Below are 13,480 nucleotides of genomic sequence, written 5' to 3' on the forward strand. Positions count from 1 at the left end.
GGTTCTGAAAACGATGGATATCTGCTCCCTTTCCCCCTCTCCCCGCTGGGGTGAGGGGTGGTTCTTGACCTTAGCTGCGCTCGCGGGGAATCAGGCTCTGCAACTGCTGCGCCAGAAAGTTCGCATCGAACGCAAAGGTATCCGGGTCTTTCAACCCATTGGTCTTGCGCCATTGCCAGCTAGTGGACGGCGGCAGGCACACCAGCGAAATGCTGCCGTAGCGCGCGGCCGTCAGGCCCATCACGGCCAGTGAAATCTGACCACCGGCACCCATCACATCCGGCACGAATTCAACCGGTTTACCGGCGATCACAATGGACAGCTTCTCGGTCTTGAAGGTCGACGTTTCGACCGGAACGCTCGGCCCCGAGGCGACATAGGCCTCGCAGCTCACCTCCAGCAGATTCGGCGCCTGGACCGGTTCCAGCCATTGCTGGATCTGATCGAACAGTTCACCAATGCGCGTCGCCCACACGGCCGACTGCGACTCGAACAGTTGCTTCTTGTGCGCTTCGCTTTCTGCGTAATGGCGAAGCATCTCACCCAGTTGCTGTACATCGTCCATTGCGGTGTTCCTTTGTTGAAACGGTGCTGCGGACTTTGAGCATGGCAGATGCGCGCTGCCGGCGTACGACTAAAAGCGTGAACGGTATTGGCTGGGCGTCATCGCCAGGTATTTGCGAAAGGCACTGCCCATGTGGGACTGATGGGCGAAGCCGGCGTCCAGGGCGATGTCGGCCAGGGACAGGTCAGAGTGTTCGATCATCCGGCGTGCCGCCTGGAGCCGCACTTCAACGAGGTAAGCGTGGGGTGTCAGGCCGATGGTCCGGGTGAAGTCGCGCAGAAAGCGCAGCTCGTTTTGCCCGTAGGTGGCCGCCAATTGTTCCAGGGTCAGGGGTTCATGGAACTGCTCGGCGATCTGATCCAGCACTCGGGTGAAAACCCTGGGCGTGGCACGTTGTGCGATATCTGCCTTTGAACTCACCAAACCAACGAATTCCACCGCACTTTGCTCAAGCGCCAGACTGTCCGGTTGCGGAGCGAGCAACAGACAACGCAGTTCCCGGCCCAGCATCAGCGCACGGCGATTACCTGAAGACTGCACACGGTGGTCAACCGAGGGTAAATGCTGATGGGCCAACGACTCGTCCAGTCGCATCAGCAGGTATTCGCCACCGCTGGCCGATTCGGAAAACACTTCCACGCCGACCGGGGTGTAAGCCAGTACGCCTGGCAAGGTGTCGAAATCCACCCGATGATCCGAATCGATGGCGTGCACGCCGTGTTGACGTTCCAGTGTCACCCCAAGGGTTTGCCACTGCACAGGGTCACGCGCGCTGTAAGCCGCACGGGGCAAAAGCTGCAGGCAGAGTCTGCCGTCCAGCAGCTCTTGGCTCAGCACCGCTGGCATGTGAAATTTCCTGATAGATCGTTATGAAGAGCCACGGGTACTCTCAACTAAGGGCATGCTCGAACAAAGGGTTGCCATCAACAGGAGCACGACATGCGCACCATCGGCCTAATCGGCGGCATGAGCTGGGAGTCCAGCGCCGAGTATTACCGTCTCATCAACCAGCAGGTGCGCGACCGGCTCGGGCCATTGCGTTCGGCGAAATTGCTAATGTACAGCGTCGACTTCGGGCCTGTCGAACAGGCCCAGCATGCCGGGCGCTGGGACGATGCGGCGGCGATTCTGGTGGATGCGGCGCAGCGGCTGCAGGCGGGTGGTGCCGATTGCGTGGTGCTGTGCACCAACACCATGCACAAAGTGGCCGGGCAGATTCAGGCAGCGATCAGTATTCCGTTTCTGCACATCGCCGACCCGGCGGGTCAGGCTGCCGTCGAGGCTGGCGCGCTGAAGATTGGATTGCTCGGCACAGCGTTCACCATGGAGCAGGACTTCCTCAAGGAGCGCCTGACTTCAATGGGGCTGACCGTACTGGTGCCGGAGGCTGATGAACGTCAGGCCGTCCACCGGATCATCTATGACGAGTTGTGCGTCGGGGTGGTCAGCGAGGCGTCACGCAAGGTCTATCAGCAGGTCATCGAATCACTGACCCGACGTGGCGCCCAGGCCATCATCCTCGGCTGCACGGAAATCGGCCTGCTGATCAAACCCGAGCACAGCGCCCTGCCCTTGCTCGACACCACCGAACTGCATGCGCAGGCGGCGGTGGCGTTCGCCTTGGGCGAGTGACTCAACCGGCCTTGGGTGTGCGACGCAGACGCGCCATGCTCAAGGCATCCACCAGCACGCCGTCACGCACGGCGTAGTCGCGAAACAGCCCTTCGGTGTCGAAGCCGAACTTGCGGTAGAGCCCGATAGCGGCTTCGTTGTCGGCGTAGACCGAAAGCTCGACCCGTTGCAGGTTCATCCAGTTGTCGGCGATGTCCAGCGCTGCCGCCAACAGTTTCGAGCCGACGCCCTTGCCCTGCCAGCCCACCGCGACACCCATGCCGAGATTGCCTGCATGGCTGCGGCGGATCCGCGAAAACTGCTCCAGGCCAATATTGCCGATGACCGTCCCTTGATGCAGCGCCACCAGCTGCACCACCCGCTCGTTGTCCGGCGCCAGGCGCTTGCGCCAGACTTCGGTGGACTGAAACGGCATTTGCAGCACCTGACGGGTAATGGCGGGGTCGTTGTAGAGCGCGGTAATGCCGTCAATGTGGGATTCGTTGAAACGTTCGAGGGTGATGACAGCGTCAATGGCGGGCATGGGTGATTCATCCTTGAGACAGACATGGCCGCCCACTCTATACCGCATTCTCACGGCATGGCGAGAACCCGATTGTGAAGAGAACCCATGTGGGAGCGGGCTTGCTCGCGAAGGCGATTTCACATTCAACGATGATGTTGAATGTCAGTCCCCCTTCGCGAGCAAGCCCGCTCCCACATTTTTGACCGTGTTCAGCCTTCGAACCATTCTCTACGCTCGTTGAAGGTGTTCTGGATCAGCTCGACGATCATCTGCACCTGCGCTTGCCCCTCAGACTCAGCATTCACCGCCATCCATACCTGACGCTGCATCGGTTGACTGAACAGCCCCGGCAATTCAATCAGGCCGCGATCGAAGCGGCTGATGTATCCGGGCAGCAGGCCAATGCAGGCGCTGCAACGGATCATCTCCAGCATCAGCTCATAGGAATGCAACTGCACCACCCCGGCCAGGCGCTGGTCCACGAGGGTATTCCACGGCCGAAAGCTGGCGACCTGACGGTCATGTTGCCATTGCACCAGCAGAAAATCCGTCAGGTCGTCGAGGCTGTCTGGCCGCGACGCGACCCGTGAATAACGTTTGGCGATGTGGGGCAGGTAGTCGAGCCGTGCCAGACGCCGGGGCTCGCTGACCGCAAAACTCGGGCCCGGCAGCGGTGAATCGGTGCCGGCCAGCCATAGCACCACATCGGCACTGACCGCTTGCAGGGAGAGTTCGCTGTCCAGGGTGATGATGTCCAGGCGCACGCTGGCGTTGCGCCGCAACAAGGCAACCAGATCGCGACCGAGAATGTCATGCAGGATCGATTCGGCAACGGCCAAGCGAATCAACGGCTGTTCGATCACCGGCAAGTCGCGCTCATGGGCCATTTCAATCAACTGTGATTGCAGCTGCAATCCGTCACGACTGAGGGCAACGCCATTCTCTGAGTGGCTGAATAGCGAACACTGCAGGTGCGCTTCAAGCTGCGTCAATTGTTTGCGCAGCTGGGTGGTCTTGATGTTGAGACTGCGGGCCGCTTGCATGAAACAGCCGCAACGGGCACTGACCCGAAAAGACTGCGCCAGCACCGGATCGATGCCCGCCGCCAATGTGCGCCAGGATGAGGTTTTTTCTACGGGCGAGCGGTACTTGGCAACTTGCTGACGACCTGTGGTTTCCATGAATGGCATCGCTGACTCCCTGTCGATCTGTCCTTGAAAGCCTCATCCTGCGCAGGGTTTATGAAGCTGATGTGACGCTCAGGGCAGAAAATCGATTCAGCCTCCAGGGGTTTGCCGAAAACTCACCGCCAGGCGATTCCAGCTGTTGATGGTGGTGACGGCGATGGTCAGGTCGACCATCTCGCCTTCGTTGAACTGCTCCCGGGCCTGCGCGTAGACCTCGTCCGGCACATGGCTTTCAGAGAGTAAGGTGACGGCTTCGGTCCAGGCCAGCGCCGCGCGTTCTCGCGGGTTGAAAAAGCCGCTGTCGCGCCAGACCACGATCGAATACAAACGACGGTCAGTCTCGCCGAGTCGCCGGGCATCCACCGAGTGCATGTCGGTGCAGAAAGCGCAGCCATTGAGTTGCGAGGCACGGATCTTGATCAAGTGCAGCAAGGCCGGCTCGATGCTGAGGCTGCTGGTCAAGGCCTCCATGGCAATCATCGCTTTCATCGCTTTGGGCGATGCGCTGTAGTAATCCAGGCGGGCGTTCATGGAGTGTCCTCGTGGATCGAATGTGTACCCCTCAAGGTAGGCGTTGATACGCAGGCGTTACAGATCCAATTCTACGAAATACCCGTGGACCACCCAGGCACCAGACCAATCGGAGGTTTTTCGCCCACGCAACTTTTGCGCAGGCGCTCATGCGGGTAATCTGGCCCGACGCACACGCGCCTCAATCGCCCCAGGAGCCTCGCCGGTATGGAACTTCACGTTGTCATCAACGGCCGCAAGGACCTGGCAGGCCAGTTGTACAACCAACTGCGCAGCGCCATCGAATCCGGTCGCCTGGCAGCCGGGACGCAACTGCCGCCCAGTCGTTTGCTGGCAGAACAATTGGGCATTTCGCGCAAGACCATTTCCGACACCTACACGCAACTGACCTACGAAAACTTCCTCACCGGGGTCATCGGCAAAGGCACCTACGTCAACGCCCGACCGGCGAAAATCACCCGTAAACAGAGCCATTCGGAATTGGCCAGTGCCGAGGTCATCGAGTCCTGGCGCAACCTCCCGGTGTTCCTGCGCCATCCAACGCTGGAAGGCTCGTTGCGCTATGACTTCATCGGCGGCGCCACCAGCAAGGGCCAGTTTCCCCAGGATGACTGGCGGCGCTGCACCGCTCACGCCTTGCGCCAGATCGCCGCTTCCAAGGGTTTCTACAGCCTGCCTGAAGGCTTGCCGGCGCTGCGTAATGCGATCGCCCGGCACATCGCGTTTTCGCGCGGGGTCAATTGCCAGGACGAAGACGTGGTGGTGTGCAACGGCGCGCAACAGGCACTGGACCTTATCTCTCGGGTGCTCACGCGTCCCGGCAGCCTTGTCGCCATGGAAGACCCCGGCTATCCGCCCGCACGCCTGTTGTTCGGTACCCACGGTGCCACGGTGATCGGCGTCCCGGTGGATGCCGAAGGCATTCAGGTGGACAAGATCCCCCTTGGCACCCGCCTGATTTACGTCACCCCGTCGCACCAGTTTCCGCTCGGCATGCCGATGAGCCAGGCGCGCCGGGAGGCGCTGCTGGAGCGGGCCCATGAGTTGGGCGCGATCATCATCGAGGACGATTACGACAGCGAATTCCGCTACGAAGGCCGGCCTACCGACTCGCTGCAAAGCATGGACGAACGCGGCATCGTCGCCTACGTCGGGACCTTTTCGAAAACCCTGCTGCCGGAGCTGCGCCTGGGTTATGCGATCCTGCCACCGGCGATTCTCGAAGCGGTCATTCGCGCCAAGCAGCTCACCGACTTGCACACGTCCACCCTGCCCCAATGGGCGCTGGCCAAGTTCATCGCCGAAGGCTGTCTGCTCAAGCACATCCGGCGCTGTCATACGATCTATGCCGGACGCCGTGAGCGGATCCTCGAGCGCATGGCCGGCGATCTTTCACCGTGGCTCGAGGCTGTCCCGACCACCGCCGGGTTCCACATGGTGGTTATGTGCAAAGTGTCTATCGATATTCCATTGGTGATCGAACTGGCGAAAAAGGTCGAAGTGGGGGTGTATCCCATCGACAGTTTTTTCTATCAGCAAGCGCCGCAGTCCGGGCTTTTCCTCGGTTTTGGCGCCATCGAAACCCTCGACATCGACATCGCCCTGGACCGCCTGCGGGACATTCTGCAGCAGGTCGCCTGACGGATTGGTCTGCGTTTTTATCCCGCGATTGGCTATTGGTGGTCCGGGGATGCAGGCCTATCCTGCATAAGCGTTATCCCTCAATGAGCAGGATTCGTCCGGCCTGATTCAGGAGTGTGAGCAATGTCCAACGAAGTGATCAATACCGTTAAGGTGCAGGCCGCCGCCGGCCGCTCGGACGAACTGGGCAAGCAACTGCAAAAGATTGTCGACACCCTGCGCGAACTACCGGGCTGTGATTCCTATATGGTCGACCGCTGCCCCGAGGACGACAACCGCTGGACTGTCAGCGCCCGCTGGCAATCGGAAGCGGCCATGCAGATGCATTTCAACTGCCCTGAAGTACAAGGCTTTATCAGCCTGATCGACAGCCGCCTGGCCAACAGCGTCGACTTCAACAGTTTTCCTATCGTTTAAAAATTAGGTCGCCACCTTCGGCCACTCCTACAGGGTTATGGGTACCCCTGCAGGAGTGGCTGGAGGCGGCGATCTTGTTTTTTAAAAAGCGCATGATTGGTCCCCTCGCCTTCACGAAAATTGGCTGTTTGATTGGCCTTGGCCGAGACTTACTGTGGTCCCTGACAACTAACCACAGCAGGTGATAACCCATGAACGCCTTACGCTACTGTGCTGCGCCCCTCGCCGCCCTCGCCCTGATCTTTTCCGCCGCGACATACGCTCATGAAGCCGCGCCTTCGGAGAAGGTCACCGTGTTGCAGGACCAGATGTTGAAAAACGTGCCCAATAAAAAGGCGCTGATGATCGAGGTCGACTATCTGCCCGGCCAATCGTCCATCGCCCACAAGCACGAGGGCACGGCCATGGCTTACGTGATTTCGGGAGAAATCATTTCCCAGGTCAAAGGCGAAAAGGCGATCACTTACAAGGCCGGTGAATATTGGTACGAGCCGGCCGGTTCGGAGCATTTGGTCTCGAAAAATGCCAGTACCACCAAATCCGCCAAACTGTTGGTGTTTATGGTGTTAGCGCCAGAAGAAAAAGTATTGATCCCTTTGGAAAACTGATAGCTGTTGCGCCAGCCATAAATAAACAGGCCCGAATTAACAATTCGGGCCTGTTTATTTCCCGGCGCAATTAACCGGGGCCTTTTAAACCAAACAAAACTAGTAATCACCGGACAAGTGCAGTATTTAGCCATTTCATTCAGTGACGACAGGTTTAGTCTGGAATCTCCGCCGACTGTGTCCGGCCTATTAACTTTCCGACTCAAGTTGTTTCACGGGAGAAACACCATGAAACTTGCACTTGTCAGCACCTTGACGATGACGATTCTTTTAACGGGCTGTTCAATACCCACTGCACCGAAGGCTGTTTCTTCGCTCGACGGCGTCTTTACCGAGCCGGTCGGCCGCAGCAGTACCACACATGTCACCAATGGCAGCAACGTTTCCCTGGGCATCGTCTACAGCCGCAACACTCAGACCAACCGCGCCTACCTTCAGGATTACCAGGCCAACGCCGGCACCGGTTTCGGCCAGAGCCTGCTGGTGCAATCGATTCACGACGCCTACGTCGCCACCTCCAAACCGGACCTGGCGGTGGACTGGGTCAAAGCATCCTTGCAGCGTCAGTTTGGCTCGGTGACGGTATACCCGGACATGCAAAGTCTCAGGGCCGCTAAACCAGACGTGGTCGCCGTCGTCGACACGCGCAGTCAATTGATGACGTCGCGCAGTTCGGACATCAGCGCGAATGTCAGCGCGGCGTTCTACGATTCCAACTTCAACTACATCGGCACAGCACAAGGGCATGACGCTAAAGAACTGAGCCCGGTATGGGCGGACTATAAACGCAGCGAAGAGATAGTTGCCGACATTAACGAACAACAGAATGTGCAAGTTCGGGCCTTGCAGAAGTTTGACCAGTCGCTCAGTAATTTATTGACCAGACCGACAGATAAAGTGTCGATGAACAATAATGCAGCAGGCATACAGTTGTATTGAATGTGATGCCCCCTTCGCGAGCAAGTCGGATCGCCGCACCGCCGCTCCCACATTGATTATGTGTACGACGCAAAACTAATGTGGGAGCGGCGGTGCGGCGATCCGACTTGCTCGCGAAAGGGCCCGACCAAACACCACAAAAATATCAGACAAAAAAAAAGCCCCGCCTCTCTCAAGACGGGGCTTCTTCATTCAGCGCCTGATCAGGCCGCCGGTTCCAGCTCAGCGCTGGTAGTGGCAGCTGCAGTGACTGGCACTACCGCTTGACCGCTCAACGCCAGATCCAGCAACTCACGGTTGGCCACCGCATACATGGCGTAATCAGTGCCGCTGGCGGCACGGATTTCTACCAGCATGGCGCGCCAGCGTTCGATCATGCCTTCGTGCTCTTCCATCCACAGCTCAAGACGGGTTTCCACGTCCTGGGTGCCGTCGCCCTGTTGCAGGACCGAGATGGTGATCGCACGTTGTTGCCAGTCGACGTCATCGCGGAACGCTTCACGGGCCAGGGCCTGCCAGTTGTTTTCAACCGGCAGAGCGCTGATCTGTTGCAGGTACCAGGTGATGTCCAGCGCGCTGCCGACAGCGAAGTAAGCCTTCGCCACGTCAGCTGCGTTCTGACCGGTCACGTCGGACGCCTCGATGATCGGCAGCAAGGTGTACAGGTGAGTGGTGCCTGCAACCATGCGCGCCAGCAACTCAGGAACGCCAGCCGCGACGTACGCCTGATAACGGGTCTGCCAGCCTTCGCGGGTCGGGCCTTCCAGCAGTTCGTCGAGCTTGAGGCCCAGCGCTGCCAGATGTGGACCGAAGTGCGCGACGTCACGGGCAGCGTTCTGCTCGTTGCGACGGCTGCGCAGGAACCAGCGCGTAGCGCGACGGCCCAGACGCATCAGCTCGTCCATCAGCTCCAGTTGCACGTCAGCGGAAACCTGGTAATCCAGGGCCTCTATCTGCCGGAACCAGTGCGGGAGGTGGAAGATATCCCGAACTATCACATACGCACCCGCAACATTCGCCGGGCTCATGCCGGTCGACTCTTTCAGTCGTTGAACGAAGGTGATGCCCATGTGGTTGACCAGATCGTTGGCGATCTGGGTGCTGACGATTTCGCGCTTCAGACGGTGACGGCGCATGGCGTCGGAGAACTTGCTCACCAGGGTCGGCGGGAAAGCGGTTTCCATGTCGCGCGTCAGGTAGTCGTCGTCCGGTACCTGGGAGTTGAGCAGCGCTTCCTTGAGGTCGATCTTGCTGTAGGAGATCAGCACCGACAGCTCGGCACGGGTCAGGCCATGGCCTTCCGCGAGGCGCTCGTTGATCGCCTCTTCAGCCGGCAGGAACTCGATGGCGCGATCCAGCTTGCCGCGGCCTTCCAGATCGTTCATCAGACGTTTGTATTCGGCAATCCGCACGAAAGCACGGCGTGCTGCCAGAGACAGTGCCTGAGTCTGCTTGTAGTTGTTGCCCAGCACCAGGTTGCCGACTTCGTCGGTCATGCTCGCCAGCAACTGATTACGTTGCTTGTCGGTCATGTCACCGGCATGAACCACTTCGTTCAGCAGGATCTTGATGTTCACTTCATGGTCGGAGCAGTCCACACCACCGGCGTTGTCGATGAAGTCGGTGTTGGAACCGCCGCCATTGAGGCCGAATTCGACACGACCCAGCTGGGTCATACCGAGGTTACCGCCCTCGCCTACGACTTTGCAGCGCAGTTCGTTGCCGTTCACGCGCAGTGCATCGTTGGCCTTGTCGCCGACATCGGCGTGGCTTTCGCTGCTGGCTTTGACGTAAGTACCGATACCGCCGTTCCACAACAGATCCACCGGTGCCTTGAGCAAGGCGTTCAGCAGTTCGGTCGGGGTCAGCTTGTCAGCCTGAATGTCGAAGCGCTCTTTCATCTGCGGGGAAATCGCGATGCTTTTCGCGCTACGGGAGAAGATCCCGCCGCCTTCGGACATGATGCTGGTGTCGTAATCCGACCAGGCCGAACGCGGCAGGTCGAACAGGCGCTGACGCTCGGCGAAGCTGTTGGCCGGCTCCGGGTTCGGGTCGATGAAGATGTGCAGGTGGTTGAACGCTGCGACCAGTTGCAGCTTGTCGGACATCAACAAGCCGTTACCGAACACGTCACCGGCCATGTCGCCGACGCCGACCACCGTGATGTTGTCTTCCTGAACATTGATGCCGCGTTCACGGAAGTGACGTTGAACGCCAACCCACGCGCCCTTGGCGGTGATGCCCATTTTCTTGTGGTCGTAACCGGCCGAGCCGCCCGATGCGAACGCATCGCCGAGCCAGAAGCCGTAGTCGATGGCGATGCCGTTGGCGATGTCGGAGAAGGTTGCAGTGCCCTTGTCCGCTGCCACTACCAGGTACGGGTCATCGTCGTCATGACGCACGACGTTGGCCGGCGGTACCAGCGCGCCGTCTTTCAGGTTGTCGGTGATGTCCAACAGGCCCGAGATGAAGATGCGGTAGCAGGCGATGCCCTCGGCCGCGATCTCGTCACGGCTGCCGCCCAGTGGCAAGCGACGCGGCAGGAAGCCGCCCTTGGCGCCCACCGGCACGATGACCGAGTTCTTCACTTGCTGGGCTTTTACCAGGCCCAGGACTTCGGTGCGGTAGTCTTCTTCACGGTCGGACCAGCGCAGACCACCACGAGCAACGTTGCCGAAGCGCAGGTGCACGCCTTCGACGCGTGGCGAGTAAACGAAGATTTCGAACTTCGGTACTGGCTTCGGCAGCTCTGGAATCTGGTGCGGGTTGAACTTGAAGCTGAAGTAGGACTTGTTCTGACCGTGCGCGTCGGTCTGGTAGAAGTTGGTCCGCAGGGTGGCCTTGATCAGGTCCAGGTAGCGACGCAGGATACGGTCTTCGTTCAACACCTGGACGTCGTCCAGTGCGCTCAGAATCGCGTGTTCCAGACGTTGCTGCTTGTCTTCCAGATCGTCAGTACCGAGCTTGCGGGCCAGGTAGAAACGGGTTTTGAACAACCGGGTCAACTCGCGAGCGATGTCGGTGTGGTTGTTCAGGGTGCTGGCGATGTAACCCAGGTCGAAGCCCAGGCGAATCTGCTTCATGTAACGAGCGTAGGCACGCAGCAGCGCGACATCGCGCCATGGCAGGCCGGCAGTCAGTACTAGACGGTTGAACGCATCGTTCTCGGCATCGCCGCGCACGATGTGGACGAAAGCGTCCTGCAAGGTGTCGTTGAGTTGCTGGATGTCGAGTTCCAGGCCTTCAGCAGCGGTGAACGCGAAGTCGTGAATCCAGAACTCGCGGCCACTGTTGTGACGCAGGCGATACGGGAATTCACCCAGCACGCGCAGACCGAGGTTTTCCAGGATCGGCAACACGTCGGACAGTGCCAGCGGGGTATCGGCGTGATACAGCTTGCAGTGCAGCTCGCGCTGACCAGAGACCTGACCCAGTGGCTGATAGAAGCTCATCACCAGCGGATTGGATTCTTTCAGGCTCAGCAGGTGCTGCATGTCGACCACGGCCGAATGCGCGGCAAAACGCTCGCGGTAACCGGCCGGGAAGCCTTTCGGGAAGTCGGCCAGCACGTTGGTGCCGTGAGCTTCGCCGAAGCTTTCGACGACCAGGCTCGCGTAGTCGTCCTGCCAGCTGCGGCAGGCTTGCACCACTTCTTTTTCCAGCAGAACCGGGTCAATGTCCAGACGGTTCTTCGGATCGACGCGCAGAATCAGCTGCACGCGGGCCAGCACGGACTCGGAGAAGAAGGTCCAGAACTCGCAGTCCGAGGCTTTCAGGCGATCCATCAGCACTTGCTGGATCTTCTGGCGCACTTCGGTGGAGTAGATGTCGCGCGGCACGTAGGCCAGGCAGTAGCAGAAACGGCCGTACGGGTCTTTACGCAGGAATACGCGAATCTTGTTGCGTTCCTGGATCTGCACGATCGACATCACGGTGCTGAACAGCTCATCCACCGGGGTCTGGAACAGATCGTCGCGCGGCAGCACTTCAACTACCTGGGCCAGTTCCTTGCCCAAGTGAGCCTTGGCCTGGAAGCCCGAACGGCGTTCGATTTCTTCGACCTTGCGGCGGATGTACGGGATGACCCGCACGCTCTCGCCATACACCGAGGAGGTGTACAGGCCCATGAAACGGCATTCCTTGATGACGTTGCCGTCGGCGTCGATTTCACGGATCGACACGTAATCCGGGTAAGCCGGACGGTGTACACGGCTTGGGTGCGCAGCCTTGGCGAACGACAGCAGGGTCGGTTCGCGCAGGTAGTTCACGGCGTAGTCTTCGATGCGCAGGTCATCGTAGGTCAGGCCGGTGCGCAGCAATTTGGTCAGGCCGAGGAAGGAGTCCTGGTCGTAGACGATGTGGCCGCCATCGGCTTCGTCGCGAACCACGAACTCTTCATAGCCGAGGAAGGTGAAGTGGTTGCCCACCAGCCATTCCAGGAAGCTTTTGATTTCGGCTTTTTCTTCAGAATCGACAGCGAACTGGCTGTTGTCCAGGCCGGTGAGGATCTCCTGGACCTTGGCTTTCATCGGTTCGAAATCGGCGACCGCGACGCGGACTTCACCGAGAACCTGTTCCAGTTCCTTGCTCAGGACATTCAGTTCCGCCGAATTGGCGCAACGGTCGATTTCCAGGTACATCAACGACTCTTGCAGTATGTCGTCGCCCTGGGTGCCTTTCGGCAGGATTTCCAGCAGCTCGCCCTTGCTGCCGCGACGCACGCTCAGCACAGTGGTTTGCAGGGTGTGGATGCTGTAGCCGCGACGGTTCAGCTCGGTGCGTACCGAGTCCACCAGAAATGGCAGGTCGTGGTGCAGCACTTCGACCGCGGTGTGGGTCGACTGCCAGCCGTGGCGCTCGTAGTCGGGGTTGTAGACGCGCACTTGCGGTTGCGCGTGATCGAAGCGCTCAAGCAGGCGCCACGCAGAAAGGGTGCAGCCGGCGAGGTCGGACAACCGACGCTGGGTCAGCTCGTCCAGGGAAATGATGCCGAAAAATTGTTCCGCGAACAGCGCCACTTGTGGCAGTGCCTGTTCACTGATGTGCTGGGCCAGTGCCGCTTGCAGTTGGTGCTGGAAGTCGGCTTTGCTGGCTGCGGTGAAGAACGCCATCTGTGGTACTCCGCTTGGGCTTGTTATTGATGGAAGCGTCGCGTGCAAACCCCTTTCGGGGCAATCCGTCACCCTGTTCCTGATTCTCGGGCAGAGGAAACAGGATGACAGGTGGGTGAAGCTGGACGAGACACTCAGGTCACATTCACCTTCCATGAATGGGCATCTGCAAAAACGACTGGGCAAGGTACAGCGCAATGCCTTTACAGGTGCTCATCCGTTGCGCAGCTTAACCAGTGCGGCAAGGCCCGTGCTTGCAGCGCTGCGACATATTCGGTCATCGGTACGCAGCTTGTGCCTTGTGCATCGAACAACACTAGCAGCCGCGCGGCAAAACGGGGGGT

11 protein-coding genes are annotated in these 13,480 nt (G+C 59.4%); 5 read left to right on the plus strand and 6 right to left on the minus strand.

All coding sequences use genetic code 11. The annotated features are described in order from the left end of the window. Window positions 1–70: 70 nt before the first annotated feature. Window positions 71–565 (minus strand): hypothetical protein, encoded by a 495-nt coding sequence (locus ACSQ87_RS17750; RefSeq protein ID WP_436273957.1) that lies wholly within the window; start codon window positions 563–565, stop codon window positions 71–73. A gap of 69 nt (window positions 566–634) precedes the next feature. Further along, window positions 635–1,411: an AraC family transcriptional regulator gene (locus tag ACSQ87_RS17755; protein ID WP_223430331.1), complete on the minus strand. Its 777-nt coding sequence runs from the start codon at window positions 1,409–1,411 to the stop codon at window positions 635–637. Between the two features lie 93 nt (window positions 1,412–1,504). Between ACSQ87_RS17755 and ACSQ87_RS17760 the strand changes: the two genes are divergently transcribed. Continuing rightward, window positions 1,505–2,197, plus strand: a complete 693-nt coding sequence (locus tag ACSQ87_RS17760) for an aspartate/glutamate racemase family protein (protein WP_134097061.1) — start codon at window positions 1,505–1,507, stop codon at window positions 2,195–2,197. Window position 2,198: 1 nt separating this feature from the next. Here the strand turns inward: ACSQ87_RS17760 and ACSQ87_RS17765 are convergent, their stop codons facing one another. From ACSQ87_RS17765 to ACSQ87_RS17775, 3 genes are all read right to left on the minus strand, one after another. Further along, a complete protein-coding gene (locus ACSQ87_RS17765; protein WP_223430330.1) occupies window positions 2,199–2,720 on the minus strand; it encodes a GNAT family N-acetyltransferase in 522 nt (173 codons plus the stop codon). 191 nt (window positions 2,721–2,911) lie between these two features. Then, window positions 2,912–3,892, minus strand: coding sequence for a LysR substrate-binding domain-containing protein (locus ACSQ87_RS17770; protein WP_436273958.1), 981 nt, complete (start codon window positions 3,890–3,892; stop codon window positions 2,912–2,914). A gap of 87 nt (window positions 3,893–3,979) precedes the next feature. Beyond that, window positions 3,980–4,420, minus strand: coding sequence for a carboxymuconolactone decarboxylase family protein (locus ACSQ87_RS17775; RefSeq protein WP_436273959.1), 441 nt, complete (start codon window positions 4,418–4,420; stop codon window positions 3,980–3,982). 207 nt (window positions 4,421–4,627) lie between these two features. On the opposite strand from ACSQ87_RS17775, the gene ACSQ87_RS17780 reads away from it, so the two are divergent. The 4 genes from ACSQ87_RS17780 to ACSQ87_RS17795 all read left to right on the plus strand — a co-directional run bounded on the left by ACSQ87_RS17780 (window position 4,628) and on the right by ACSQ87_RS17795 (window position 8,025). After that, a complete protein-coding gene (locus ACSQ87_RS17780) occupies window positions 4,628–6,061 on the plus strand; it encodes a PLP-dependent aminotransferase family protein (RefSeq protein WP_436273960.1) in 1,434 nt (477 codons plus the stop codon). Between the two features lie 123 nt (window positions 6,062–6,184). Beyond that, window positions 6,185–6,478 (plus strand): putative quinol monooxygenase, encoded by a 294-nt coding sequence (locus ACSQ87_RS17785; RefSeq protein ID WP_150657870.1) that lies wholly within the window; start codon window positions 6,185–6,187, stop codon window positions 6,476–6,478. Between the two features lie 191 nt (window positions 6,479–6,669). Continuing rightward, on the plus strand, window positions 6,670–7,086 hold the full coding sequence (locus ACSQ87_RS17790) for a cupin domain-containing protein (protein ID WP_223430325.1): 417 nt from the start codon (window positions 6,670–6,672) through the stop codon (window positions 7,084–7,086). Between the two features lie 228 nt (window positions 7,087–7,314). Beyond that, a complete protein-coding gene (locus tag ACSQ87_RS17795) occupies window positions 7,315–8,025 on the plus strand; it encodes an ATPase (protein WP_436273961.1) in 711 nt (236 codons plus the stop codon). Between the two features lie 203 nt (window positions 8,026–8,228). On the opposite strand, the gene ACSQ87_RS17800 is transcribed toward ACSQ87_RS17795, so the two are convergent. After that, window positions 8,229–13,136, minus strand: coding sequence for an NAD-glutamate dehydrogenase (locus ACSQ87_RS17800; RefSeq protein WP_436273962.1), 4,908 nt, complete (start codon window positions 13,134–13,136; stop codon window positions 8,229–8,231). Window positions 13,137–13,480: the final 344 nt, after the last annotated feature.

Origin of the sequence: Pseudomonas sp. LjRoot277 (assembly GCF_964253845.1) — a bacterium.
Classification (GTDB): domain Bacteria; phylum Pseudomonadota; class Gammaproteobacteria; order Pseudomonadales; family Pseudomonadaceae; genus Aquipseudomonas.